Source organism: Spirosoma harenae (genome assembly GCF_054776975.1).
Genome location: NZ_BAAHBD010000024.1, coordinates 258,555 through 283,326, shown reverse-complemented (window position 1 = coordinate 283,326; position 24,772 = coordinate 258,555). Strand labels below are relative to the sequence as shown.

The following is a 24,772-nucleotide window of genomic DNA, read 5'->3' as shown; positions in this document are numbered from 1 at the left end:
AGTTGCTAGTCGATGGTCAATAGTCAGTAGTTTTGGAATGATTCGTTCGTTGGCTATTCGCTAAGTAGGATAATAAAGCAGGTAAAAATCCAGTCATGCTTTTGTAGTCTAACATGGCTTCAGGCGTTGTGCTGAAAACCTGCGCCATTCGGGCCGCCCGCTCTGGATCGGATGCTTCATGAGCGAGTAAATTCTGATAGGTGTGAATACTAAATAAAATTGCACCAGATCGGGGAAGCCGGGTAAGCGTCTGACGTTCAACACGGACGTAAAGCTGGTCGCCAATGGTTTCTGGGGTTAATTGGGGCAATTGGTCGGCGAGTCGCTGCTTAAGCGTTGGTGTATGACGACTCGTCATGTCGAGTTGATCACTAACCTTAACACTCCAGTTCATTCGCCAGACAGGTCGACCGACGGGTAAACGCTCCATAAATGCCTGAGCCGCTCGCACCATTGGTTCGACGATTGGCGTGATGGGCGCGTGAATCTGCCAGAACGGAAGCCCGATTTTTTCGTCCAGACTCCAGTCGTTTCCGAAGCAAAGCTGGCCAGCTACCAGCCTGCTGTCAGTGCCTGAAAGGATAAGTAAATCTTCCTGTATGTGTCGACCAACCCAATTGAGGGGTGCTAGAGGAAGGGTACTCGAATCACCACTAGTAAATGTTGCTGCTTCGCTTAGGAGCTGATTCGTAAAGTGCCAATGATCACCATTCTGCTCAAGTCCAAATTGGCTAGGATATGTCCGCGCCAGATTTTGTAAAACCAATTCCAATACGTCCCATTGAGCCAATTCATAATCCGGTAGAGCCTGGAAATAATAGCCAGGAAGCTCGGTGAGTAGTTGCCGTTTCAGGTTAACTTCGGCCCAATAATGCTCATCCACGTCAATTAATCGATCTTTTTCAGACAGCGGCAATGTGCCCATTTTGTCGTTAAACCGTTGACCGAAAGGAAAATAGGGGAGCATTGAATGGTATGTCAAACGTTGAATCTCAAGCTATTTTGTCAAGCCTAATCCACTGCCACCATTCGGGCGCATATACCCATCTTCGACAATGAATCCGCCAGATACGACATCTTCCGCCAGATCGAAACTGCCGTCAAGATCAATGTAGCGCGTGTGTGGACAGGCAAACGCTGCGTGTAGAGCGGCTGTGATGCTTACTCGACTTTCATCGTTACAGCCCCAAAATAGGGAAATCCCGGCAGGTCTGGCAATGGTGGCTATGTCCAAAGCCGAAAGAATTCCTCCGCATTTCATGAGCTTTATGTTATAAATCCCAAAAGGTTGCGGCTGAGCTGTTAAATGTAGCGCGGCTGTCGGTCCTTTTAGTGATTCATCAGCCGCAAGAGTTTGACGAATTTCCGCTGATAAAGATAGCAGTTCTCGCTCCTGACCAACCGGAAGTGGTTGCTCGATCAGCTCAATATCTGTTTGGGTAGTATCCGAACAAAAGCGCTGCAAATCCACGAATGAGTACCCTTGATTGGCATCTACGCGAATTGTTATGTTTTGATGATACGTTTCCCGAAGCTTAATGGCCCGTTCAATATCTTCCTCCACATTCAGCCCCGTTTTGACTTTCAATACCCGGAATCCCTGGCGATAATAATAAGCGGCTTCAGCCAATGTATCGGCTACATTCATAATCCCAATCGTTACCGACGTCGGAAGTGACTGAATTTTCTGCCCGTAAAACTGTACGACTGGAATCCCTAAAAATTGCCCAAACGCATCGTGCAGAGCAATATCCATTGCCGCCAACGTACCGGGTGCGTTTGGGAATTGTTGCTGACTGTCGCGAATCCAATGTCGAAAGAGTCGGATGTCTTTACCAATCAACCCCATTGTCCATTCTCCCTGCAAATTTTGTAATGCCTGCTCTGGTGATTCTCCAACCACTTCGGGAGACGGATTCGCTGCTCCAAGGCCAATCAGACTATTCTCCAGTTCAATTTCCAGAAAGACATTTTCAACGTCAGAAGTCGTCTGATAGGCAATGGTATACGGCTTGGTGAGTGCCAGATTCCGGATAAATGCCCGAATTGATTTAATCCGCATGATGCTTTGAGAGTAGAGTGTGAATGAAGGGAATAGCCGCGTCGACGCCTTCCTGTAATGGCAGCAAAACCGGAATGCCGAGTCGTTCAGCGTACGATTTCTGAAAAGCAAAGGCTTCTTCGGTTGTACAATCTTCCGTATTGAGCGCCAGCGCAATAACCTCCGAGTCATACGCTCGAATCAGCGCAATTTCGGATTCTACCGAAGGGATTTTACCCCAGGCCGGATCGTGATCGTAATACGTGCGTTTCGGCGCATGCACTAATACAACATGTCGCGCATTTCCCGATACTAAAAATTCGGAACCACACGGACCACTCGGATTGCGCAGGGCAGCCTGCCCTTCGATGAACAAAACATCGGCACCCGTTTCGCGCCAGCAGGAGACTAGCGCGTGTTCCAGTTCTCCGGATACAAAATCGTTGAGCGTCGAATCAAACACAAAACCATATTTCCCACCCTGGAGCCAGCCCGTTTGACCTGTATAAATCATCTGTGCATTTAGTCCCTGCCGATTGCAGGCTTCTCGAAGAAGACGAGCGGTTGTTCGTTTCCCCAAGGCACAGTCGGTACCGATTACAGCAATGATTGGCACAGTAATCTGGTTGACTTCGCCGGTCCAGAAATAAAGTTCATGGCGTGGTTTGGGCCTTCGTACGTCGATGAGCTGACCACCGTATTGCTTTGAAAGGGCAACAATATCCGGTTTTTCGGCTAAGAATTCGTGTAATCCGTTTACAATCGACAGACCCCGTTCAAGACAGCGTTTTATGTCGGTTAGCATCGCTGGGGGTAAAATTCCTCCGTTCGTCGCAATCGCAACGATCGCATAGTGAACCGAATCAACTTGGTTAAGTGCCTCATCGACAGATGAAAAAACAGGTATGTTTCGGTGCGTTCCATCCAATAAAACACCCGCATCCTGACCAGCTGTAGGGTCATCAATAACGCCAATGACGGTATATCGCTCTGTGCCTCGAATCAATCCGTGGGCGGTTTTGGCATTGGGTGTACTTAGTAAGCCATCCGTGAGCAAAAGAGCTCGATTGTTCATAGAAATCTATATTACCGCGATTTTTTGCGGCAATATGGCAATAACCGCCAAATATATTGCAGGTAAGGGATTTTATTGCCCTAACTTTCTTCGCCTGCCTATGCGTTCTATTTTCGTAACTTGTTGCCTTATTTTTAGTGCCCTTACCCACTTCACGAGTCACGCCCAATCGCCAGAAACCCTATGGCAAAAACGTTTCAAAACGCTTGATTCTTCTCTAACTGTACTGCATAATCAGGCCATGTTCAACGGCGTTGTGCTCTTTGCCGAACAAGGGACTATACGTTTTCAAAAAGTATTAGGAACTGCTAACATTGCTACTAAAGAACCATTGACAATTGGCTCGGCTTTCAACCTCGCGTCGGTCTCGAAGCAGTTTATCGCGATGATGATCATGCAATTACAGGAGCGCGGAAAGCTCAATTACGATGAAGCTGTACAAACCTATCTACCTGATTTCCCATACCAGGCTATTTCAGTCCGTGATCTGTTAAATCATACTTCCGGATTGCCCGAATATTTCGATCTGGCGCAAAAATACCTTGGTCCGCTTGATACCTTGACTAACGATGGAATGCTGCAATTGCTTCATCAGCACCAGCCACCCCTTGTTTTTCAATCCGGCGACCGCTGGGAATATTGCAATACGGGCTATGTGGTGCTAGGGTCAATTATTGCCAAAGTGAGCGGAATTTCTGTCGAAAAGTTCTTCGAGCAGAATATAGTGCAACCACTCAAATTAAAGAACACGTATATCTATAAGCACAAAAGCAGTACGATACCGCGCAATCGGGTGTATGGCTTCAATCGGGAAAATGGCAAAAATGTGCCGAATGACCTGATCCGACTAGACGGCGTAATTGGTGATGGAAATGTGTATTCATCCGCTGAAGATTTGCTTAGCTGGAGTCAGGCACTTTATACGGAGAAACTAGTGAAAGCCAGTACTCTTCAGGAAGCGTTTACCCCCGTGAAACTGAACGACGGGACTACGTATCCGTATGGCTTTGGCTGGGGAATTGACGCCGATGGAAAAATACTTCAGCATACAGGGAGCTGGGTTGGTTTTCGAACGTTGATTGTTCGGTATATCGATAAAAAACAAACGCTGATCGTCCTCACCAACGGAACAAATGCGGCAGGGCGTGTAGCGCGTGACATTTTGGATGGCAAGCCAGTTCAACTACCTAAAACGCAGCTAATCAGGAATATCCAACTAATTGATGGAACTGGCACCGCATCACGTAAAGCAACGGTTCGGCTTCGAAACGACCGGATTTGGGAAATAGGTAATCTTAGTCCTTTCTCCAATGAATCGGTTACGGATGGAAAAGGGCTGGTACTTGCCCCCGGATTCATTGATAGTCATAGCCACCACGATGGTGGATTAATGGAGCATCCTGATGCTTTGGCCGTTGTTAACCAGGGAATTACAACGATTGTCGTCGGACAGGATGGGGGAGGTGTACCTATGGATACCCTACAAGCTCGACTAAAACGTCGACCCGTTGCGGTGAATGTCGCCAGTTATACAGGTCATGCGATGTTGCGTCATAAAGTAATGGGGGCGAATGGGCTGTATCGAACGGCTAAACCCGACGAAGTAGACCGTATGAAAGACCTGTTACGGACCGAAATGAAGGCCGGTTCGCTGGGATTGGCAACGGGACTGGAATACGAATCTGCTTTCTTCTCCAATCGCGACGAAATACTGCAACTTGCGAAAACGGCGGCTGATTCGGGAGGACGATATATTAGCCACATACGCAGTGAAGATGTATCGCTGGATGATGCCATAGATGAAATTATTCAGATTGGCCGGACCACGAATATGCCTGTGCAGATTTCGCACCTGAAAATTGCTCTGCGCGAGAATTGGGGGCAATCGACGAATCTGTTGGCTGGGCTGGAAAAAGCGCGGGCCGAAGGCGTAAATATCACTGCCGACTGTTATCCGTATGATTTCTGGATGTCGACCATGCGCGTCTTGTTCCCAAAGCGAGATTATACTAATGATGCCAGCGCCAGTTTTGCAGTCAGTCAGCTTTTCGACCCGGCCCAATCGGTATTGGTTCGATTTGCCGCCAACCCGATCTATGCCGGAAAAACAGTCAGTGATATTGCTAAACTTCGTCAGGAGACACCCGCTAAAACCTTAGCAGGCTTAGTGGCGGAAGCGTCGGCTTATGCTATAAAAAATCCCGATGCAGGTGGTGTTGAGGCCATTATGGCAAAGTCTATGGATGATACAGATGTAAAAAATTTCCTTGCCTGGCCGCATACTAATATTTGCTCGGATGGCTCTATTGAAGGGCACCCACGCGGCTACGGCTCATTCCCACGGGTACTAGGGCGTTATGTGCGCGAGTTGAAAGTGATATCCCTCGAAACAGCTATTCAAAAAATGACCAGCCTGAGTGCCGAACATATCGGATTGAAGGAGCGCGGATTGATCACTCCTGGCTATTTCGCGGATTTAGTATTATTTAACCCAAATTCGATTGCCGATAATGCCCGTATTGGCGATAACAAAGCCCTGTCGACAGGAATCGAAGCCGTCTGGGTAGCTGGAAAACTTGTTTATCAGAATCAGAAAGGAACTGGCGCATATCCGGGCGTGCTCATACGGAGGTAAGAATTTTTACTAGACCAACATCAGGTAAATTTGGTGTTTCTGTAGCTTTGCTGACTATGAAAACAATCTATCGACTTTTTGTATTGCTGGTGGCCGCTGGTATGCTGGCTATGACGGTGGCTAAGCCAACCCGCGTCGTTTTTTTCGGTGATTCTATTACACAGGCAGGAGTAAAACCCGGTGGTTACATCGATGTGATGAAAAAAAATCTCCCCGCCGATCAATACGAACTGTTGGGGGCTGGCATCGGCGGAAATAAAATTTATGACCTATTTCTTCGGATGGACGACGACGTGATTGTGCAAAAACCCGACGTTGTCGTGATTTGGGTGGGCGTAAATGATGTTTGGCACAAAGCTACATCGGGTACCGGAACTGATCCTGATAAGTTTGTTAGATTTTACGAAGCAGTCGTTAAAAAGCTTCAGGCGGCTAATATTCGGGTTGTATTGTGTACACCTGCGGCTATTGGCGAGAAAACAGATATGACCAATCAACAGGATGGCGATTTGAATCAGTATAGCCAATTTATTCGTGATATAGCCAAAAAGCAGAATCTGCCATTGGTAGATTTACGCAAAGCTTTCCTGGGTTACAATTTGGAGAATAATCGTGAAAATAAAGATAGGGGCATTCTTACGACTGATCGTGTACACCTTAATGATGTAGGTAATCAGTTCGTCGCCGATCAAATGCAAAAAGTATTGACGACGGTAAAATAAGGTATAGCACCCCATTTTTAATCCCCACTGGATGAGCTAAGCGCATCTAGTGGGGATTTTTCTATTAGCTGGATATTCAATGATCTCCTGAACCATTGTCGAATGCTACGGTTATGACGCTAAAAACGTCTTAACAATTACTTAACATTGACAGACTGTAGCAGACTATGTTGACTGAGTTTTTGGGCGATATTTTTCAAAAAGACGACTCGCTAACCGATGGCCAAATGATGTTTCGAGCCATCGCTATATTTCTGATAGCAGTCGCCTTAGTACGATTATCCGGTCGGCGGGCGTTTGGGCTACGTTCGCCTTTTGATACCGTTATCTCACTATTACTAGGTGCTACGTTGAGTCGGGCTATTGTCGGTGCATCATCCTTTACTGGCGCTATAGGCGCTAGTCTGACCTTGGCAATACTGCATCGTTGGATGGCGTACCTTTGTATTCATAATCCAACCATTAGTCGATTGGTAAGTGGAAACGACAAAGTTCTTTATGAGAATGGCCACTACAATCGAGCGAATATGAATGCCATGCTGATTAGTGAGCAGGATTTGCGGGAAGCCGTCAGGCAAGTAGGTCAGGAAGCGACGCTGGAAAATGTAAAGAAAATCCTGATTGAGCGAAATGGTAAAATCAGTATTGTCAAAAAGAGGCCTGATCAACTTCAAAACGCTTGATTATCAGCAGTCGATAGAAGGTTTCAGGATCGAATGTCTTCTATCGACTGCTGGGTACTGGCTAATAATTCTTGTCAGAACCGAAATTCATAAATCGACTATTTCCTGTTCCTCGGTCTGGCCGATCAGAGGTCTCGCCATTTCGTTTCGCAGGTTGATTGCTGTCAGAACGCCGATGGGCATTAGTCCGTTGCCCCTGATTCGACGGTCTACCTGCATTATTTCGTGGCTGACTCCCGTTGTCGGATTGCTCAGACCGGCGATCATTACGATCTCCACCATTCCGAGGTGAGCCATGTCTCGCAGGTCCATTGGGACGCCCTCCCTGCCGGGGGGTATTTCGGCTTTGCCCTTGTCGTTGCGTAGGGCCAGGCGAAACAGCGGCCGTAGCGATATCGAGTACGTATGGATGGTTATCGACGACCGGAACGGTTTTGCCGATCAATTTATGGATGTCTTTCAGATAGGCTGTCTCTTCCGCATCGCAGAACGACAGTGCAATTCCATCATGACCAGCCCGACCAGTTCGTCCGATTCGATGTACATACGTCTCGGGAATATTGGGTAACTCGTAATTGATGACGTGCGAAAGTTCATCAACATCGATGCCCCGGGCGGCAATATCAGTAGCGACCAATACGCGGGTTTCGCGGCTTTTAAAGTTCGATAAAGCACGCTGACGGGCATTTTGCGATTTGTTTCCGTGTATCGCTTCGGCCTGAATACCGGCTCTCATCAGATCTTTCACGACCCGATCCGCACCGTGTTTAGTTCGGGCAAAGACCAATGCCGAACGGATCTTTTTGTCGTCCAGAACATGAACAAGTAGTTTTCGCTTATCTTCCTTCCCAACAAAATATACGGCCTGCTGTATCGTATCGGCTGTAGAGGACACCGGAGTAACTTCCACTTTCGCCGGATTGTGCAAAATCGTATCGGCAAGCTTGGCTACGTCGGGCGGCATGGTTGCTGAGAAAAACAGCGATTGCCGACGTTCAGGTAGGCGTGCAATCACTTTCTTTACATCGTGAATAAAGCCCATATCGAGCATACGATCGGCCTCGTCAAGAACGAAATACTGTACATCACGCAGATTGATAAATCCCTGATTCATCAGATCAAGCAGACGGCCGGGTGTGGCAATCAACACATCAACACCTGCTTTTAAGGCATTTACCTGAGCGTGCTGCGAAACACCACCAAAAATAACCGTATGCCGTATAGGCAGGTGACGGCCGTAAGCAGCGAAGCTTTCCGCAATTTGAATGGCTAATTCACGGGTTGGGGTCAGCACCAACGTTTTGATGCGTCGGGGTGCTTTCAGGTTTTTGTCCCTCCCTTCGTTCAGTAGTTGCAGAATTGGAATTGCGAAAGCGGCTGTTTTACCCGTGCCTGTTTGAGCACAACCCAGTAAATCACGACGGTTTAGCAAAATAGGTATGGCTTGTTGCTGAATGGGGGTTGGGGTGGTATATCCTTCTTCGGCCAGCGCCTTCAGGATAGGATCAATTAGTTCTAAATCGGAAAATTGCATGTAAAGTTGGACGTCGGCAGGCTATGGAATATGATTTTTTGGTGAATGTAGCATCCAACGTCTTTGTATTGTTATAAGGTTACAACGGTAGTATGGCAATTAAAGTGCCACATAGTAGCGGAATGCGAAAAAGCCGCGATAATCAGTAAGAATACCACGGCTTAGCTCCAAGAAAAACTCTTTGCTTATTCGTAAATACTACCCGCTGTTTTTTCAACCAAACCTTTGGGAAGTAGCCAGGCCATGAATTTTCCGGCTTTGTTCAACAGGCCCGTTACGACTTCAGTCTGTCCAGCCAGCGTGGCTTCTACGGCTTGTTGGGCTACGTCTTCAGGAGTCATATTCACTTTCTCAGCCGCTTTACGGCCTTTTTCGCCAATCTGAGCACGATCGGCAAAATTAGTGTCTGTAGAACCTGGACAAACGCAGGTGACGGATACTGACGTTTTTCGTAATTCCTGATGGAGCCCCCGGCTAAATTGAAGTACGAACACTTTTGAGGCTGAATACAAACTTAAGCCCGGTACGGCCTGATAGGCAGCCGAACTGCCAATATTTAAAATGTACGCTTTGGGTTGCTGACGAAGTTGCGGCAGAAAAAGATGGGTTAACTCCACAAGGGCAGTCATGTTAACGGCCATCATATTCGTATGCTCAAAGAGAGCATGCTTTTCAAAAGTGCCACTTAACCCATACCCCGCATTATTCACCAGCATCTGAACAGCATAGCCTTTTCTGGTACACCAGTCGTAAACTTGTTGGGCAGCCCCGTTTTCGGCCAGATCGACGGCTAGGAAATCGGTTTTTACACTATTCTCGCTGGCTAACTGACTAGCGATCTCGCGTAAAAGCGCTTCCGAGCGAGCTACCAGTAATAGATCGAATTTTCGTCGGGCTAATTCGCTGGCAATGGCCAGGCCAATGCCCCGGCTGGCTCCTGTAATTAGGGCGTAGGCCATAGAAGAGTTATTAGGTTGTAGAGCGACAAAGCTATAGGATTGTAAAGCTGTAGTGTGGAGAACACACATTATCACTTTACAACCCTATAGCTTTGTCGCTCTACAACTCTTTAAATATTTACTTTCGAAATAAATCGGTGGTAGAACGGCGTTTTACTGTTCTCGTCTTTCGGCATGTATTTACCCGTTACGACCGGTACATACATCACCCGACGACGGCTAGCTTCACCAACATGAGGAGACTGCTGAGCGCGGTGCCACAAACGACCATCGTGTACCGATAAATCGCCCGCATTCATGTCGAAGCCGATTTCATGCTTATCTGGATCGTTGTCCACAAAATATTTCTTGCGGAACAACATTTTGAAGATTCCCTGCTTGTGAGTACCCGGAATCACGCGTAAGCCACCGTTCTCGTAAGGGGTTGCGTTTAGGTGGATACCTACGTTAAGCATCGGCATGATCCGCTGTCCGAGGAAAATATCCCGGGGGCTATCGGTATGCCAGCCCATTTGCGAGAACTTACTGTTGGGGGTACGAACGTAGTGGTTAAGAATAAGCCCGTCCTTTTCGATTTCAGCAATTCGTCCCTCGTAGGGTTGAAGCAGATCGACGACCGCCTGAAGACGGGGGTCCTGCAAAAACTCATGAAGAGCAGTACTGTGTTGCGAGAGGAAGCACATGCGCTGAATCATTGGATTTCCAGCCTCATCCTGGCCAAATTTCAGCGGGACACCGTTGACTTTATCGCGTCCTTCGGCAAGCCACTCTTTTTCAATTCGCTCTACTTCACTGATAAAAAGCTTTACTGTTTCAGGTTCAATGAAGTTACGGAAAACAATAACGCCATTTTTGTTAAAGAACTGGCGTTGTTCCGGGGTAATGGTTTCGCCCAGTTTAAAGGGCGGCAAGTTTAATTTGCTCATATCGGTGGTTTACAATTCGGGAGTTCCGTAGTTGATGCCTACCATTGGTCGAACGCTGTGTGAAGAGCGCAGACGTATTCGGTTGAATGAAAGCCCAAATCTACGAAATTTACAATTTTAGGATTACTTTGCCGCAATTTAATTAATATGAGTTTAATTAACAGTTATTCAGTTTAGGGTGTCTGTATTACGTGATAAAAGGTCATTTTTGCTGTTAATCAGCTTCTTAATGGGTGTTTTTGGTACACTATTCGCTCAGTCGGATAGCATCAGATTACCAAGAGAATCCGTGCCTAATCAACTTGTGCGAACGCGAAATACGCTAATTTTACCATTAGTCGCCCGATCAATCGAAACAGATTGGTCAGTTGGTCTGGCTGGCTCGTTTACCTTTCGGTTCAATAAGCATGATACGGTCACCCGTACATCAAACACACAGGCGCTGGCATTATACTCTCTCCGTAAGCAATTTATTGCCGCTGTAAATGGAACTACCTACTTCCCGGGCGAACGCATCATCCTGAACTATCAATTATCCTATAGCGCATTCCCGGATAAATTCTGGGGTTTGGGGAAAGAGGCTCCCGATCAAAATGAAGAACCGTATACGTTTAAACAGTATTACGTGTATCTGCATGCTCAGCGAAAACTTCAGGATCGTGTTTTTGCTGGATTATTATACGAGTACCAACGATTATTGATGATTGATTACCAGCCGGGTGGACTCTTCGATCAGTTGAACGTACCTGGCCGAATGCCCTATCACATATCCGGTGCAGGGTTGAGCCTGACATACGATTCCCGAAATAATGCATTTGCTCCTGATCGGGGAGGGTTTCTGCAGATCTATTTTAATCACTTTGCGCCTGTATTCGGTTCAGATTTTCAGTACACGAATTATGTAGTCGATTTCCGACGATTCATTCCGATTTATCGGCATCAAGTGCTGGCTATTCAGGCGTATGGTTTTTTCAATTCACGAGATACTCCGTTGCGTAGTCTGGCCAGTTTTGGTGGCTCGAATAGTATGCGTGGTTTTTACGATGGGCGATACCGAAGTAAAGATCAGCTAGTGGCTCAGGTTGAATACCGTGTTCCGTTGTTCTGGCGGCTCGGTGCGGTCGGTTTCTTTGGCATCGGCAACGTTGGCGACCATATAAGCGATCTGAATTTTCAGGATCTTAAATATTCTGCGGGGGGCGGGTTACGAGTCGCTTTGAATCGGAAGGAACGTCTGAACCTCCGTGTCGATTACGGATGGGGTCTGGGACAATCTACGTCTCATGGACTGTATTTTCAGCTGGGGGAAGCGTTTTGACGTATAGTGAATACTATTTTTGTCATGCCTCCTGCCGCACTGGCTGACCGGTCTGCATGACAAAATCAATTGCCTCCAGAATAACCTGACAAGCTTCCTGAATTTCGCTTTCTGTAATGATCAGCGGAGGGGCAATGCGCATGGAGTTGTTGCAAAATAAAAACCAGTCCGTAATGACGCCCCGTTCAATGGCCCGATCAATAATAGGTTTTAATACGTCGAACGAGTCAAACTCAACGGCCAGCATTAGCCCTTTACCGCGGATGTCCCGAATGGCGGGATGCTTTAACAGTTGCCTGAATAATTGACCTTTGGCTTCGGCCTGGTCGTGTAATTTCCCTTCCTGAATGACCTGTAAGGTTGCTAATGAAGATGCGCACGAAACGGGATGACCGCCGAACGTAGTAATATGACCTAAAATGGGGTTATTTCTAAACACGCTCATGATTTCGGCCGAACTGATAAATGCGCCAATGGGCATACCTCCCCCCATTCCTTTGGCACACAGCAGAATATCCGGTATGACCGAAACCCCGTCAAAAGCCCAGAATGTCCCCGTTCGGCCAAAGCCAGTCTGGATCTCATCAAAAATCAGCAAAGTGCCAACATCTGTACATCGCTGACGAACGGCCTGCAAATAAGCGTTGGAAGGAACACGAACGCCCGCTTCGCCAGCAACAACCTCCATAATGACGGCGGCTGTCTGCGTGGTAATTCGCTCAAGATCAGCCAAATTTTGATACTGAATATGCCGGATATTAGGTAGGAGAGGACGGTAATTTCGTTTGAAATGTTCGTCACCCGATAGGGATAAGGCTCCTTGAGTAGCACCATGATAGGCGTTGAAACAGCTAATGATTTCGGATCGCCCTGTATACCGTTTCGCCAATTTCATGGCACCTTCTACCGCTTCGGTACCTGAATTTGTGAAATAAACATTGCTTAAACTCGGTGGTAAGGTTTGGGCGAGTGCGTGCGCCAGTTGCGTTTGGGGGGTCTGTACATATTCGCCATAAACCATCAGGTGCAGATACTTATCCAGTTGATTTTGAATGGCTTCTATCACACGTGGATGACGATGCCCAACGTTGCTTACGCCAATGCCGGATATCAGATCGATGTAGGATTTTCCGTCAGTTCCAAAGAGATAAATGCCTTCCGCCCGGTCGATTTCCAACCCTAACGGGAAATCTGAGGTCTGAGCTATATGATGAAAAAATAATTGTCGGTTAGTAACCGTTGGCATGATATTATTTCCTGATTATCCTAAACCTAACATCTACGTCCATGAAAACAGTTCTCCTTTTCTTACTGTTCTGTCCGCTACTTGCATCCGCGCAAGCTATTAAAATAACCCCCGAAGACACCCAGCGAAAACAATCATACCTACTCATGCGCGACGGTTCTGTGGTTCGGGGACAGATTATTCGTCAGGATAGTTCATTAATAACGGTTCGCGTTCGGGGGGGAGATTTCTCTTATGTAGAGGCCGATCAGGTTGCCCGAATTTCGGCGGTGCATCCCGACGAATCTGCGATAAAAACGCTAACCGATTCGCCTGCAACATCAACCGTTTTTGTTCTGAAAGACGGTACGCAATTACCAGGCACTTTCGTGCGGCAGAATAACATAATGATTACTGTTCGAAAGCGAAATGGACAACTGACTTATTTTGAACCGGAACTTCTCCTGCGAGTCGATACGGTACGGAGTGATATGCATGCAAATGGTATTGTTACTTCTGGGAAACCATTGTATGTCAATCAATTTTCGGCCTTTCTGCCCTTTAATCCAACGGCGTTTAATCCTGAAAAAGGTCGATTTTACTATCGAAACACGTTACTGATTCTTAATGAATTGTACTATGGTGTTACCAGTAACTGGAGTGTTGGCGTTAATGTTAACCCGTTTTTTGGCTCATTCGAGAAAACAAATTCAGCAAGGGAAACGGTTTTAGGCGCTACTTATCGTTTTTTCTCGAGGTTAACATTTCCAATAGGCGACCAATTTCGGTTTGGTGTCAATGCGATGTACCAACCACGACAAAAAGGCTATTTTTACGCTATGGAACAGCAGATAGTGCTACAAGGCCTACTGTCGTTCGGGAATACGCAGCGAAATGTTACAATGGGTTATGGGATGCGTATTTTGCCTGATTATGATTTTGATTTGTATAGCAAGACGCCATTCATATCGGCAGGGTTGATGCACAAACTCTCGGGGAGCCTGACTATTCTGAGCGACAACACATTCTATCTGAATCCGTACCTGAGTAACGGTAGCGCCAATCTTTCACTTGCCTTTCGCCTTGACCGTCAGCGCCATGCTTTCGATCTTGGAGCCGTTGCTGTTGTGCAACCTCGATTTACTTATTACTCGGGAACCACCTACCCAGGAGGGTATTACAGTTCTATGCCCAGTACGTATTCGTATTTCTATCCGTACATCGCCTACAACCTGCTGATCGGCCGGAAATAAGTTACCGTTGATTCTGGCATTTTGTTTGTAGATGGGAGTGTGTCTGGTGAAATTTTGCCATTTGTGTAGATAATATAAGTCGATACATCTATTTGCACTAATTTCGCCGTTAATGACCTACAACCCTTCACTGCATGACTAAAGAACCCACTGATTTGCCTCCGTTTGCCCGCACCTGGACGCAACTCTATGCTATTGTAATTGGTAGCTTAGCCGTCGAAATTCTCTTGTTTTACGGCCTAATGCGCTGGTTATCATGAGTAATCTAGACTGGATTGTGCTGGGGTTTACGCTCGTAGGCATTATTGTGTATGGTATCGTTCGCAGTCGCGGGAGTCAAAGCATGGATGATTACCTGCTGGCTGGACAGTCGTTGCCGTGGTATCATGTTGGGTTATCGGTGATGGCTACCCAGGCCAGTGCGATAACATTTTTGTCGGCGCCCGGACAAGGATTTGCCGATGGTATGCGATTCGTACAGTTTTACTTTGGCTTGCCGCTGGCCATGGTTGTGTTGTCGATTACATTCGTTCCGATCTTCCATAAACTGAAAGTATTTACGGCTTATGAATATCTCGAAACCCGATTCGATGGACGGGTTCGAACGCTTACTGCGGGCCTATTCCTGCTTCAACGCGGCCTTTCGACGGGTTTATCGATTTACGCGCCAGCCATTATCCTGTCTACGATTCTAGGTTGGAATATTTACTGGACCAATCTGCTGATGGGTGGATTAGTGCTGATTTATACCGTTACAGGGGGCACAAAAGCGATATCGCATACGCATCTACAACAAATGGCGGTGGTTACGCTGGCAATGGGACTAGCTGGTTATCTGACGGTTAAATTACTTCCTGATGGAGTCGGCTTTGTCGATGCGCTTCATATTGCCGGGAAGGCTGGCCGGGTGAATCTGATCGATTTCAAATTTGATCCCAATAGCCGCTATAATCTCTGGTCGGGGCTGATTGGCGGATTTTTTCTGCAATTGTCCTATTTCGGGACGGATCAATCGCAAGTGGGACGGTATCTGACGGGTGAGTCGATTGGGCAAAGTCGACTTGGTCTGTTGATGAATGGCTTGCTGAAAGTGCCCATGCAGTTTCTTATTTTGCTGGTAGGAGTGCTGGTTTTTGTGTTTTATCAATTCAATCCCTCGCCAACCTTCTTCAACAAACAGGAAACGGATAAACTGAAAAACAGCCAGTATGCTCGAGAATACCAACTGGCCGAAATCAAGCATCAGAATCTGACGACACAACGGCATCGGGCAGTGATTGATATGCAGGCGGCTTTACAAGCAAATAATGAATCCGAACAGGAAACTATTGGCGCAACCCTTCACGAAACCGATGAAGCCCTGAAAGCTGTAAAAGCAGACGTAACAAAGCTCATCAAACAGAATAATCCCTCAGCCGATACGAGTGATGTTAATTATGTCTTTCTTCGGTTTGTACTCGATTATTTGCCGCATGGATTGATTGGGCTGCTGATCGCAATCATTTTTATCTCGTCGATGGGGTCTATTGCATCGGCGTATAACTCGCTGGCTTCCAGTACGGTGATTGATGTGTATAAGCGTCTTTACCGGAAAGAAGGAGACGATACCCATTACCTGCATGTATCGCGTTGGTCTACGATTGGCTGGGGGATATTTTGCATTATTGTGGCTCAGTTTGCGAATCAATTAGGCAGTATGATCGAAGCCGTCAATATTCTGGGATCACTTTTTTATGGGGTTATTCTAGGCGTATTTGTCGTTGCTTTTTACGTTAAATCCATTGGTGGAAGTGCTACCTTCTGGGCGGCTATTCTGTCGGAAGGATTGGTCATCTTGAGCTGGTATCTGGATCTGACTGCCTTTTTATGGTTGAATGTTATTGGTTGCCTGTTAGTTGTCGGAATTGCCTGGGTGTTGCAGCGACTATTGAGCCGGTAAGAAAATAGCCTATTCTCTAGTATATTTGATTGCTGGATAATAAAGATGACTCAGCCATGCGCAGCCTAGCGGTTCAGATTCCGAAACCTTGTCACGAGCGTTGGGACGAAATGCAACCCGCCGAACGGGGGCGATTCTGTGCGCATTGCCAGAAAACTGTAGTTGATTATAGCGATCTTTCCGATCGGGAAATCGTTCGATTACTCAATAACGTCACTGGCGAAACCTGCGGGCGTTTTCGAAATAGTCAATTGGATCGCTATCTGCCAGCATCAAATTCTAAAGATACCTGGCGGCATTGGGTTGGCATACTAACGGTAAGTTTATTTGGCTGGCGATCGGCTCAGGCGCAACCGAACAATTCCACTCAACCTCATCACGTAAAGTTGCCGTCGGACCGGCCAACATTTGCTGCCAATAGTATTTCCATTAGAAAGACAATTGATCCGAATGCCAAGCGGATAGTAAGCGGACGGGTTATGCTGATGGATTCAAGTGAACATTTAGCACCTGTAAGAGGTGCTAAGGTAACAATCTTTCATGGTGGCGAGTGGCAAACTGAATCCGATGGTACTGGTTCATTTACGATCGAAATCCCAGTGCAAACAGCTAAACAGATAAATAATTCGAATCCGATTCAGTCAAATTCGACAAAAATAATTGTTCATGTGTCTACTTTGGATCACCTACACTCAAGTTTGGGTATGGAAGTAGCATTATCAACGGATCCAATACAACTGAAAGATTTTATTCTGTATCAACAAAGAGCAGTTCGTGATATTACAGGCGGAGGCCTAACGATTACCCGCAAACCTTCACTGTGGCAAAAGCTCAGGCGGAAACTATTTCACTGAATCCAGGTGAGTCTTGGTGTTGAATCTGTTTTAACTTTTAGTCGATATTCCAGGCAAAAAGTGATTAAAATTGGCATAAAAATTGGTTTGTTCATTTAGAAGTATATACATGCATTATCAATACTTCATCAATCACTCTTATATTCGCCTGTTAAAAAAAGCGTACCTATTTATAGCTAAAGGAATCTAAAAAGACATAACGTATAAGCATATCGTTAGGGCTGAATGGCTCTTATAGAATGATCTGGAAAACTTTACTATCCTACGTAATTCTCTCCATCAGCGCTTTGGCTGGCATCGCAGGGTATATTCTTTGGACAAGACAACATCACAATCGACAGTCGAATCGATTGTTGGCATCCCTATTTTTTATTTGCGCCTATATCAATTTTGTTACCTCACTGATTATCAACGGAAGTATCTTTTTTGCTCCACATTTATTTCGAACAGCTGCACCCTTAAATTATCTGGCTGGCCCGCTGGGGTATTTATACGTTCGTACCTCCCTGTTCTCAAGCAAACGGCTGGATTATCGCTATTTATGGCTGGGCTTGCCGGCTTTACTGAGTTATATTGAGTTAATCCCCTTTTACCTGCAAAGCGCTGACGCTAAAATAGCCCGTTTGCATCAACTGGAGCAAAGCGCTGATTCACTGTTTTACCTTACGGAAGGCTGGTTACCACCCTCAACTCACTTACTGCTTTTTACAGCAATGAATCTGATCTTTACGTTGCTGGCAGGAAGGCTACTTTGGACCTTTCGGGCAGAAGAAAAGGCACATTTCGGCGTCAATACTGTGTATAGAGAGTGGCTGAATACATTCGTAATCATTAGTTTAATCGGGTATGGGGCCTTGTTAATCGGAGTACCTTTCTATGGAGGAACTTCATCTGCCAATCTTAGTATAGTGATGATCAGTGTCATTTCTGAGGGGGTGTTTTGTTATTATGTTATTCGACGGCCCTTAGTATTGTATGGAGTTTATCGGCTGGAAACGGACGAATTTGTGAATCCTGATTATCAACAGCCAACACCTCAGATAATGCGGCAGGAAATCGTAGTGCCTCAGGATACTGTAGTTACTCACCTGCTGAGTCCGATAGGGCTTGAATCAGTGAGAACGGCCGAATTGCAGGAAATTCGTGAGCCTAAACGAGTGCCGCATCAAGTAGATGTTGTAACGGATATCCAGGAAAAGTTAGATCATCTGGAGCAGTACATGAGTTCCCAGAAACCCTACCTACAACCCCGTTTATCACTGGCCAACGTGTCGGTCGCCATCGATATTCCGCCGTACTTATTGTCGGCCATGCTCAACCAGGTCATGGGGCTTGATTTTCGCGATTATGTGAATGCGTATCGGGTGCGGTATTTATGCGACCTGTTCCAAAGTAAACAATACCCGCACTTAACGCTGGAAGGAATCAGTGAAGAAGCGGGGTTTTCCTCCAAGTCGACGTTTTACCGGGCTTTTCATAAATATACCGGCTTAACTCCTACACAATACATCAATCTCTATAGCCCACCTGGGAGCCACTGAAAACAGGCTCCTGAGGCTTGTATGGCCTAAAAATCGTCTCAAATTAATAGTTTGAAACGATTTAGAGCCTGAAAAGCTGCGTTTTACCCGGCTTATCTGCTTCATTTGTGCAGTTCCTGAGCGGAATTCATTTGACGAAAAATTGAGTGGCGTCCTGCTCATAACAACTCCATTCTCCATGAAAAACTTTACGGCAAAAGATAATTCACCCTCGAATAAGGGGAATACCAGTTACATCATGACCGACTGGTTAACGGTGGTTTCAGATTTCAGGAAACATTATGCTGTGATTGATCGATGCCTTATCACGAATACCTACGAATCGGATACGAATTATATAGGCCATTGTCCGAAGCATGATCTCGTTGCTCTGCAATCGAGAATGAGGGATGAACTAAAAAAACTAATCTTCGATATCGATCAGGTTGTTTTGCCAGAAGAGTCCGACACGCTTCTTCTTTACTTGAAGAGCCATACCAAACTCCTAAAGCAACTAAACAGACGAGCCGAAACCACTATCCGGCTGGCTACCCATCCAATCTTCGGGTTTGATTTTAACCTGGTGGGAGAAGTGCGAAAAATCAATTGAAATTACCGAATGCAGATAAACCTAAACTCCCGGCTCTTTGGGCTGGGAGTTTTTTGTGCCCGGCAGAATGGTAAAAAGGGAGGCTTAATGACAAACGATTTTAGTTAGATCGTCGGGTTGGAATTTTCGCCAGTGTAAACCAGTACAAGCGAATCTGTTCGGCCAGATCGACCAGTGCCTGATGGCTCATGGGTTTGCTAATAAACGTATTGGCTCCCAGTTTATAAGACCGATTAATATCCTGTTCATCAGTAGAAGTCGTCAGAACGACTATGGGTACATGCTGATATAGTGACGAACTCTTCAATTGTTTCAACACCTCAAATCCATCGATGATGGGCATGTTTAAGTCTAATAAAATCAGGTCAGGCAATAGTTGCGGACTTTCAATATTTTGTAAGACATCTGTTCCGTCACTAGCAAACCGAAGGTTATATTGATGGGAGTCTTTCTCGAAAGCAGCCTTGATTAAGAATTGATCATCCTCGTCATCGTCGACGATTAACACATTGAATGTCTTCATTAAAGTACAATGTACGGCAGAATATCCTGATTGAATCAATCTTATAAGCGAAAATACTAACTATTATTATTCTTAGATCAGAATGGATAAATTTATAATTAAAAGTTAAAAAAAAGCCAAAACATACCATTCGGTAAGCAATTGTAATACATATTTTCGACTATAGTCTATAAATAAAATCTAACATTTGAAGGGTGGGAGTGTTATTGACGATACATATGTATTGATTATCTACTCTCGTTATTGACATGAAGTCTACCCCCCAGATTGAGCAAAATCTAGTGCTTGACCTCAAATCAGGAAGCTCTGCGGCCTTTACTAAGCTATACGATAACTATTCACCTGCTCTGTATGGATTTCTGTTACGCTTAGTGAAAGACCCCGAAAGAGCACAGGATTTGCTGCAAGACGCTTTTATCAAGATCTGGTCGAATATACATGCCTATAATCCACAACAGGGTCGTCTGTTTACCTGGCTGCTAACAGTTACTAGAAATGTGGCATTCGATGAATTAAGAGCCCAGAAAGCGCGTCCTATAACACAATCGACTGATGCCGCGGTTATTTCTGAAGTTTGCTATTCCGGAATTAGTGAAGGAACAGTCCAACAAGCATTGGTGAGTCAGTTAGCTCCTAAACATCGTGAAGTTGTGGAACTCGTTTATTATCGGGAGTATACCAAGCAGGAGGTAGCCGATGAATTAAAATTGCCGTTGGGAACGGTAAAAACCCGATTTCGGATGGCTCTTCAACATCTTAAACAACTTTTCAGGCAGGATATCAGTCATTACCACCTCAGCCAGGTTAGTAGTCGTTAGCGATTACTTAGCAAAAGCTAGCTTGCTGGTACGAGTATATGTTTAACCAGTTACGATAGATACGTAATCAATCGCATTGGTATCATTTCTAGTACCAGCAAACGTTACAAAAAAGATTACTTATTAGTCCGTTAAACTCCAGGTATTCGCAATGGACTGGGCCAGAGAAACAAGGTCGTTTTGACTGGCTGACTTTGTAACAAAGCCGTTGGCTCCTAACCGATACGATCTTAAGGCATCAGCATTATCGTCGGATGTGGTCAAAATAACGATGGGCAGACCCTCGTAATGGGGAATAGACCGAATTTCCTGCAACGTCTCATAGCCGTTCTGTCTATTCATGTTCAAATCAAGCAGCACCAACTTGGGTAAACTGGATGCCTGATTTAAACTCGGCACTAATTGATCACCATCGGCCAATAGCTTGACGGAAACGGGCGGCACAATCGATTCGAAAGCCAGTTTGATTAAATACTGGTCATCCTCATCGTCTTCAACAATCCAGACAGGTACTTTATGATTCATAGAATTACGGTAGGTGAAAATCTGTAATTAGATACGTAACTTCCAGTTATTCAGATTTGCTGTTGTAAAAATAATAGGTATATTTAACTATATGTTACTGATATCGAAATAAATTTAATAAAAATAATTGTAAAAGTAACCGTATGGGTTATCGGCCAGTAGGTGTGTATAACCCATACGGTTACTTAATAATTTCGCCATCGCACTCAAACGGGAACGTCAGTACAGTGTCTTTTTTGTGTATATAAAACACTAGTTCATTTTTGCGCTTAATGACGGTATCGCCAACAGCGACGTGATCTTCAAACTTGAGATACCATTTACCTAAGTCAGCAAACATTTGTTGCTTGCCATTGGTGGGATCTTTTCCACCGATTTGAAACCAGGGGCCAAAAATATCTCGCTGCTCCACTTTAATCATGCATTCCTGTTCGCGGTAGTTTTCGGCCTGCTGCTCACAACGACCACGACTTCCACAAGCAGAACTCAACACGATAAGCGCAACGATGGCGAGAATTTGTTTCATCGTTTTAGGTCTATACATAGCTTAATACAATCTTCTCAAGGCAATTATTGGTGAGAAAAGGTAATTAAAAATTGGTACAGATGCATCCCAATATATCGCCAAAATCGTAGGTATGTTTGTGGCAGTAAAGAACCGTACAGATCGCTCTGGGTGAAAATGCTATATTCACATCGAACAGAGTCAATTATATGTCAGAAGTTAATACAGTGCCTTATCGTTTTTTGAAGGGTGACGGAGAAACCGCTGAGCTTATTCGTCAGTATAACTGGTCAAAAACGAGTATAGGTACACCTGATCAATGGCCGTATAGCTTACGTACTCATGTGAGTTCCCTGATCCACAGCCAACTACCTACGCTGGTGCTTTGGGGATCTGATTGCACATGCTTTTATAATGACGCTGTCATGCATAGCCTGGAACTTAAAAAACACCCGGCTATCGGTAAACCGGCTCAGGAAATATGGGGTGAAGACTGGGACATTATGGGGCCATTGCTGAGAACAGTTCTGGAGACGGGTAAGCCCGTTTTGTTGCAGAATTCGCCTGTTACCTCATCTCGGAGTAGAAAAACTGAGACCGCCTACTGGACATTTTCTTATAGTTTGATTCTGGACGATGAGGGGAATCATGGTGGAGTATTGGTCAACTGTCTGGAAACCACGCAGGCGGTGCGCTCACAGCAAGCTTTACGTCGTAACCAGGATCAATTTCAAAACCTGATTCGTTCGGCTCCTGTAGCCATCGCCCTAGTTGAGGGGCCACAATTTGTAGTTGAACTGGCCAATGAGCACATGCTTGATTACTTGGGACGTGAGCATCAGCAGGTTATGCATAAACGCTTGTTCGACGCAATACCCGAAGCGAGGGACCAGGGCTACGAAGGACTGCTGATGACTGTGTACACGACGGGTGAACGATTTATTGCCAAAGAACTGGTTATTACTCTTGAGCGTAATGGTCAATTAGAGCCAACTTATATTGACTTTGTCCTGGAACCTTTCCGTCAGGCTGACAGTACCATTACAGGGGTATTGGTTATCTGTACAGAGATCACGGAGCAAGTGCTGTCCAGGAAAAAAATCGAGGAAAAAGAAGCGCACCTGGAACTCCTCAGCAATACCGTGCCAGCCATGATCTTCTACCTGGATCTGGAGCAGCGATACCGATCTTATAATGAAACGTTCATGAACTGGTTTGGCGTAAATCAGACGGAGGTGATTGGAAAAACCGTTCGGGAATTTATTGGTGAAGCGGCTTATGAGAAGGTGTTGCCTCATTTGGCTATTGCCTATGCAGGTCAGCAAGAGCGATATGAATTATGGGCCCCGTCTAAAATGAATGCAGGCAGATGGCTAAATATTACCTATACACCACATAAAACGGCTGATGGAACTGTGTTGGGTATCATTGTCCATGCCGCTGACATTACCCATACCAAGCAGGCAGAACTGGATTTGCGAGAAAGTGAAGCTCGTTTCCGGGCGTTGATCGAGCAGGCGCCCATTGCGACCTGTTTATTTGTGGGTCGGGAGATGCGGGTCGAAATTGCCAATGAACCAATGCTTCACTTTTGGGGGAAAGGACGAACCGTTTTTGGCAAACCATTGAAAGAAGCTATACCGGAGCTAATAGGGCAGCCGTTTCTGGATATTCTGGATCAGGTATTCAGGACAGGCGAAACATATACTGCCCAAAATGCAAGGGCCGAGCTGGAAATAGATGGAGTGCTGGGAACGTATTATTTTGATTTTACCTATAAGCCAATTCTCAATTCGACGGGCGAAGTCTATGGCATCATGGACATGGCAATTGATGTAACCGAACAGGTCAAGGCACGACAACAGCTGGAGAAAAGTGAGGCTGTTCTCAGGAATGCCATTGAGATGGCCGAATTAGCTACCTGGCAAATTGATATACCAACCGGTGCCATTTTGTATTCTGAACGACTGCAAAACTGGCTGGGTATTCGAGAGGCAGTGATGGATACTAAAGCTTCTCCTCGTATCCATCCAAAAGATCGTGAACGAGTTCAACTGGCCATGAAAAAAGCCTTGGAAAAAGGTAGTACTGGTTATTTTGATGAGGTGTATACGATCATCAATGCACTTACTGGTCAGGATCGGATTATCCATGCCAGCGGCCAGGCCACTTTTGACGATGATGGAAATCCAATCACTATATCAGGTACGGCACAGGACGTGACCATTCAGCAGGAATTGCAGCTGGCACTGAAAAATGAAGTACAGATACGGACAGAAGAACTGGCGGCTATTAATGAAGAATTAACCGCTACCAACGACGCGCTGGCTGCCACCAATGCAGAGTTGACCGAGTCAACGGCCTTATTGGTTCGCTCGAACGAAAATCTGCAAAAGTTCGCTTACGTAGCCAGCCACGACTTGCAGGAACCCCTGCGGAAGATTCAGCAGTTTGGCGACTTGTTGCAAAGTCTATATGCTGATTCGACCGGCGACCAATTGGACTACTTACAACGAATGCAGTCGGCTGCCAGTCGAATGTCGATGCTGATTAAAGACCTGTTGAATTTCTCTCGGATCTCTACTCGACGGGATGAGAGTAAAGTTCTGGCGCTGGATGACGTGATCCGCAGTGTATTGACCGATCTGGATTTGGTTATTGCCGAGACTGGTGCCCAGATTCAGGTAGATCCAATGCCGCAGATCAAAGGTGATCCTTCACAGATGGGTCAACTTTTTCAAAATCTACTTAGCAATGCCTTAAAATTTAGTCGTGTAAATGCCGCCAGAGTACCAGCCATTCCACAGATTGCCATTCGGTATGGCCTTGTGGAGGCCGTCGATTTACCTTACACAGTGAAACCTGGCCGATTAGCAGCACAGTATCACCGCATTGACGTAGCTGATAATGGTATTGGCTTTGATGAACGATATCTGGATCGTATTTTTCAGGTCTTCCAACGGCTGCATGGCAAGAGCGAGTTTGCCGGTACAGGTGTCGGCTTAGCCATCAGCGAAAAAGTAGTCACCAATCACGGTGGAGCTATTACCGCCACTAGCCAACCCGGCAAAGGAGCCACCTTTCACGTGTATTTACCAAATTAGGAA

At 45.8% G+C, this 24,772-nt stretch carries 22 protein-coding genes; 12 read left to right on the top strand and 10 right to left on the bottom strand.

Features of this window, described 5'->3' with window-relative positions:
• Positions 1–16: 16 nt before the first annotated feature.
• Genes ACYVE4_RS23710 through ACYVE4_RS23700 form a run of 3 tightly spaced genes read right to left on the bottom strand, consistent with a single transcriptional unit; the run spans position 17 to position 3,116 of the window.
• The gene (locus ACYVE4_RS23710; protein ID WP_461042739.1) at positions 17–967 is read right to left on the bottom strand and encodes a heme-dependent oxidative N-demethylase family protein; all 951 of its coding nucleotides are present in this window, start codon (positions 965–967) and stop codon (positions 17–19) included.
• 30 nt (positions 968–997) lie between these two features.
• Positions 998–2,062, bottom strand: a complete 1,065-nt coding sequence (locus tag ACYVE4_RS23705; RefSeq protein ID WP_461042738.1) for a mandelate racemase/muconate lactonizing enzyme family protein — start codon at positions 2,060–2,062, stop codon at positions 998–1,000.
• Positions 2,052–3,116, bottom strand: coding sequence for a DUF1611 domain-containing protein (locus ACYVE4_RS23700; protein WP_461042737.1), 1,065 nt, complete (start codon positions 3,114–3,116; stop codon positions 2,052–2,054). The genes ACYVE4_RS23705 and ACYVE4_RS23700 overlap by 11 nt, the downstream gene beginning before the upstream one ends.
• A 100-nt stretch (positions 3,117–3,216) precedes the next feature.
• Between ACYVE4_RS23700 and ACYVE4_RS23695 the strand changes: the two genes are divergently transcribed.
• From ACYVE4_RS23695 to ACYVE4_RS23685, 3 genes are all read left to right on the top strand, one after another.
• Positions 3,217–5,751: a serine hydrolase gene (locus ACYVE4_RS23695; protein ID WP_461042736.1), complete on the top strand. Its 2,535-nt coding sequence runs from the start codon at positions 3,217–3,219 to the stop codon at positions 5,749–5,751.
• A 56-nt stretch (positions 5,752–5,807) separates the two neighbouring features.
• Positions 5,808–6,473 (top strand): SGNH/GDSL hydrolase family protein, encoded by a 666-nt coding sequence (locus tag ACYVE4_RS23690; protein ID WP_461042735.1) that lies wholly within the window; start codon positions 5,808–5,810, stop codon positions 6,471–6,473.
• A gap of 167 nt (positions 6,474–6,640) precedes the next feature.
• Positions 6,641–7,156 (top strand): DUF421 domain-containing protein, encoded by a 516-nt coding sequence (locus ACYVE4_RS23685; protein ID WP_461042734.1) that lies wholly within the window; start codon positions 6,641–6,643, stop codon positions 7,154–7,156.
• 61 nt (positions 7,157–7,217) lie between these two features.
• Here the strand turns inward: ACYVE4_RS23685 and ACYVE4_RS23680 are convergent, their stop codons facing one another.
• The 3 genes from ACYVE4_RS23680 to ACYVE4_RS23670 form a co-directional block, all read right to left on the bottom strand.
• Positions 7,218–8,690 (bottom strand): DEAD/DEAH box helicase, encoded by a 1,473-nt coding sequence (locus ACYVE4_RS23680; RefSeq protein WP_461042733.1) that lies wholly within the window; start codon positions 8,688–8,690, stop codon positions 7,218–7,220.
• A 185-nt stretch (positions 8,691–8,875) separates the two neighbouring features.
• On the bottom strand, positions 8,876–9,649 hold the full coding sequence (locus ACYVE4_RS23675; protein ID WP_461042732.1) for an SDR family NAD(P)-dependent oxidoreductase: 774 nt from the start codon (positions 9,647–9,649) through the stop codon (positions 8,876–8,878).
• 110 nt (positions 9,650–9,759) lie between these two features.
• Positions 9,760–10,575 carry a phytanoyl-CoA dioxygenase family protein gene (locus ACYVE4_RS23670; protein WP_461042731.1) on the bottom strand — a complete coding sequence of 272 codons (816 nt, stop codon included), beginning with the start codon at positions 10,573–10,575 and terminating at the stop codon, positions 9,760–9,762.
• A gap of 289 nt (positions 10,576–10,864) precedes the next feature.
• Between ACYVE4_RS23670 and ACYVE4_RS23665 the strand changes: the two genes are divergently transcribed.
• Complete coding sequence (locus ACYVE4_RS23665) at positions 10,865–11,893, top strand: BamA/TamA family outer membrane protein (protein ID WP_461042730.1); 1,029 nt, start codon at positions 10,865–10,867, stop codon at positions 11,891–11,893.
• Between the two features lie 22 nt (positions 11,894–11,915).
• Here ACYVE4_RS23665 and ACYVE4_RS23660 read toward each other — a convergent pair whose 3' ends face one another.
• Positions 11,916–13,139, bottom strand: coding sequence for an aspartate aminotransferase family protein (locus ACYVE4_RS23660; RefSeq protein ID WP_461042729.1), 1,224 nt, complete (start codon positions 13,137–13,139; stop codon positions 11,916–11,918).
• Between the two features lie 41 nt (positions 13,140–13,180).
• Here ACYVE4_RS23660 and ACYVE4_RS23655 point away from each other — a divergent pair, with 41 nt between their 5' ends.
• The 6 genes from ACYVE4_RS23655 to ACYVE4_RS23630 all read left to right on the top strand — a co-directional run bounded on the left by ACYVE4_RS23655 (position 13,181) and on the right by ACYVE4_RS23630 (position 19,294).
• Positions 13,181–14,371, top strand: coding sequence for a hypothetical protein (locus ACYVE4_RS23655; RefSeq protein WP_461042728.1), 1,191 nt, complete (start codon positions 13,181–13,183; stop codon positions 14,369–14,371).
• A gap of 134 nt (positions 14,372–14,505) precedes the next feature.
• A complete protein-coding gene (locus ACYVE4_RS23650) occupies positions 14,506–14,631 on the top strand; it encodes a hypothetical protein (RefSeq protein WP_461042727.1) in 126 nt (41 codons plus the stop codon).
• Complete coding sequence (locus ACYVE4_RS23645) at positions 14,628–16,310, top strand: sodium:solute symporter family protein (RefSeq protein ID WP_461042726.1); 1,683 nt, start codon at positions 14,628–14,630, stop codon at positions 16,308–16,310. The genes ACYVE4_RS23650 and ACYVE4_RS23645 overlap by 4 nt, the downstream gene beginning before the upstream one ends.
• Before the next feature lie 56 nt (positions 16,311–16,366).
• Positions 16,367–17,164, top strand: coding sequence for a hypothetical protein (locus ACYVE4_RS23640; protein ID WP_461042725.1), 798 nt, complete (start codon positions 16,367–16,369; stop codon positions 17,162–17,164).
• A 239-nt stretch (positions 17,165–17,403) separates the two neighbouring features.
• The gene (locus tag ACYVE4_RS23635; protein ID WP_461042724.1) at positions 17,404–18,705 is read left to right on the top strand and encodes a helix-turn-helix domain-containing protein; all 1,302 of its coding nucleotides are present in this window, start codon (positions 17,404–17,406) and stop codon (positions 18,703–18,705) included.
• Positions 18,706–18,883: 178 nt separating this feature from the next.
• Entirely contained in the window at positions 18,884–19,294 is a 411-nt protein-coding gene (locus ACYVE4_RS23630) for a hypothetical protein (RefSeq protein ID WP_461042723.1), read from the top strand.
• 100 nt (positions 19,295–19,394) lie between these two features.
• Here the strand turns inward: ACYVE4_RS23630 and ACYVE4_RS23625 are convergent, their stop codons facing one another.
• Positions 19,395–19,817 (bottom strand): response regulator, encoded by a 423-nt coding sequence (locus ACYVE4_RS23625; protein WP_461042722.1) that lies wholly within the window; start codon positions 19,815–19,817, stop codon positions 19,395–19,397.
• Between the two features lie 248 nt (positions 19,818–20,065).
• On the opposite strand from ACYVE4_RS23625, the gene ACYVE4_RS23620 reads away from it, so the two are divergent.
• Positions 20,066–20,635, top strand: a complete 570-nt coding sequence (locus ACYVE4_RS23620) for an RNA polymerase sigma factor (RefSeq protein WP_461042721.1) — start codon at positions 20,066–20,068, stop codon at positions 20,633–20,635.
• Between the two features lie 123 nt (positions 20,636–20,758).
• Here the strand turns inward: ACYVE4_RS23620 and ACYVE4_RS23615 are convergent, their stop codons facing one another.
• Both ACYVE4_RS23615 and ACYVE4_RS23610 read right to left on the bottom strand, forming a co-directional pair.
• Positions 20,759–21,160 (bottom strand): response regulator, encoded by a 402-nt coding sequence (locus ACYVE4_RS23615; protein WP_461042720.1) that lies wholly within the window; start codon positions 21,158–21,160, stop codon positions 20,759–20,761.
• Between the two features lie 181 nt (positions 21,161–21,341).
• Positions 21,342–21,686 carry a hypothetical protein gene (locus ACYVE4_RS23610; protein ID WP_461042719.1) on the bottom strand — a complete coding sequence of 115 codons (345 nt, stop codon included), beginning with the start codon at positions 21,684–21,686 and terminating at the stop codon, positions 21,342–21,344.
• A 188-nt stretch (positions 21,687–21,874) separates the two neighbouring features.
• On the opposite strand from ACYVE4_RS23610, the gene ACYVE4_RS23605 reads away from it, so the two are divergent.
• Positions 21,875–24,769 carry a PAS domain-containing protein gene (locus ACYVE4_RS23605; RefSeq protein WP_461042718.1) on the top strand — a complete coding sequence of 965 codons (2,895 nt, stop codon included), beginning with the start codon at positions 21,875–21,877 and terminating at the stop codon, positions 24,767–24,769.
• Positions 24,770–24,772 lie beyond the last annotated feature (3 nt).

Coding starts and splice junctions, on each gene's coding strand:
- ACYVE4_RS23710 (WP_461042739.1), bottom strand. CDS start 967: ATGCTCCCCTATTTTCCTTTCGGTCAACGGTTTAACGACAAAATGGGC.
- ACYVE4_RS23705 (WP_461042738.1), bottom strand. CDS start 2,062: ATGCGGATTAAATCAATTCGGGCATTTATCCGGAATCTGGCACTCACC.
- ACYVE4_RS23700 (WP_461042737.1), bottom strand. CDS start 3,116: ATGAACAATCGAGCTCTTTTGCTCACGGATGGCTTACTAAGTACACCC.
- ACYVE4_RS23695 (WP_461042736.1), top strand. CDS start 3,217: ATGCGTTCTATTTTCGTAACTTGTTGCCTTATTTTTAGTGCCCTTACC.
- ACYVE4_RS23690 (WP_461042735.1), top strand. CDS start 5,808: ATGAAAACAATCTATCGACTTTTTGTATTGCTGGTGGCCGCTGGTATG.
- ACYVE4_RS23685 (WP_461042734.1), top strand. CDS start 6,641: ATGTTGACTGAGTTTTTGGGCGATATTTTTCAAAAAGACGACTCGCTA.
- ACYVE4_RS23680 (WP_461042733.1), bottom strand. CDS start 8,690: ATGCAATTTTCCGATTTAGAACTAATTGATCCTATCCTGAAGGCGCTG.
- ACYVE4_RS23675 (WP_461042732.1), bottom strand. CDS start 9,649: ATGGCCTACGCCCTAATTACAGGAGCCAGCCGGGGCATTGGCCTGGCC.
- ACYVE4_RS23670 (WP_461042731.1), bottom strand. CDS start 10,575: ATGAGCAAATTAAACTTGCCGCCCTTTAAACTGGGCGAAACCATTACC.
- ACYVE4_RS23660 (WP_461042729.1), bottom strand. CDS start 13,139: ATGCCAACGGTTACTAACCGACAATTATTTTTTCATCATATAGCTCAG.
- ACYVE4_RS23655 (WP_461042728.1), top strand. CDS start 13,181: ATGAAAACAGTTCTCCTTTTCTTACTGTTCTGTCCGCTACTTGCATCC.
- ACYVE4_RS23650 (WP_461042727.1), top strand. CDS start 14,506: ATGACTAAAGAACCCACTGATTTGCCTCCGTTTGCCCGCACCTGGACG.
- ACYVE4_RS23645 (WP_461042726.1), top strand. CDS start 14,628: ATGAGTAATCTAGACTGGATTGTGCTGGGGTTTACGCTCGTAGGCATT.
- ACYVE4_RS23640 (WP_461042725.1), top strand. CDS start 16,367: ATGCGCAGCCTAGCGGTTCAGATTCCGAAACCTTGTCACGAGCGTTGG.
- ACYVE4_RS23635 (WP_461042724.1), top strand. CDS start 17,404: ATGATCTGGAAAACTTTACTATCCTACGTAATTCTCTCCATCAGCGCT.
- ACYVE4_RS23630 (WP_461042723.1), top strand. CDS start 18,884: ATGAAAAACTTTACGGCAAAAGATAATTCACCCTCGAATAAGGGGAAT.
- ACYVE4_RS23625 (WP_461042722.1), bottom strand. CDS start 19,817: ATGAAGACATTCAATGTGTTAATCGTCGACGATGACGAGGATGATCAA.
- ACYVE4_RS23620 (WP_461042721.1), top strand. CDS start 20,066: ATGAAGTCTACCCCCCAGATTGAGCAAAATCTAGTGCTTGACCTCAAA.
- ACYVE4_RS23615 (WP_461042720.1), bottom strand. CDS start 21,160: ATGAATCATAAAGTACCTGTCTGGATTGTTGAAGACGATGAGGATGAC.
- ACYVE4_RS23610 (WP_461042719.1), bottom strand. CDS start 21,686: ATGAAACAAATTCTCGCCATCGTTGCGCTTATCGTGTTGAGTTCTGCT.
- ACYVE4_RS23605 (WP_461042718.1), top strand. CDS start 21,875: ATGTCAGAAGTTAATACAGTGCCTTATCGTTTTTTGAAGGGTGACGGA.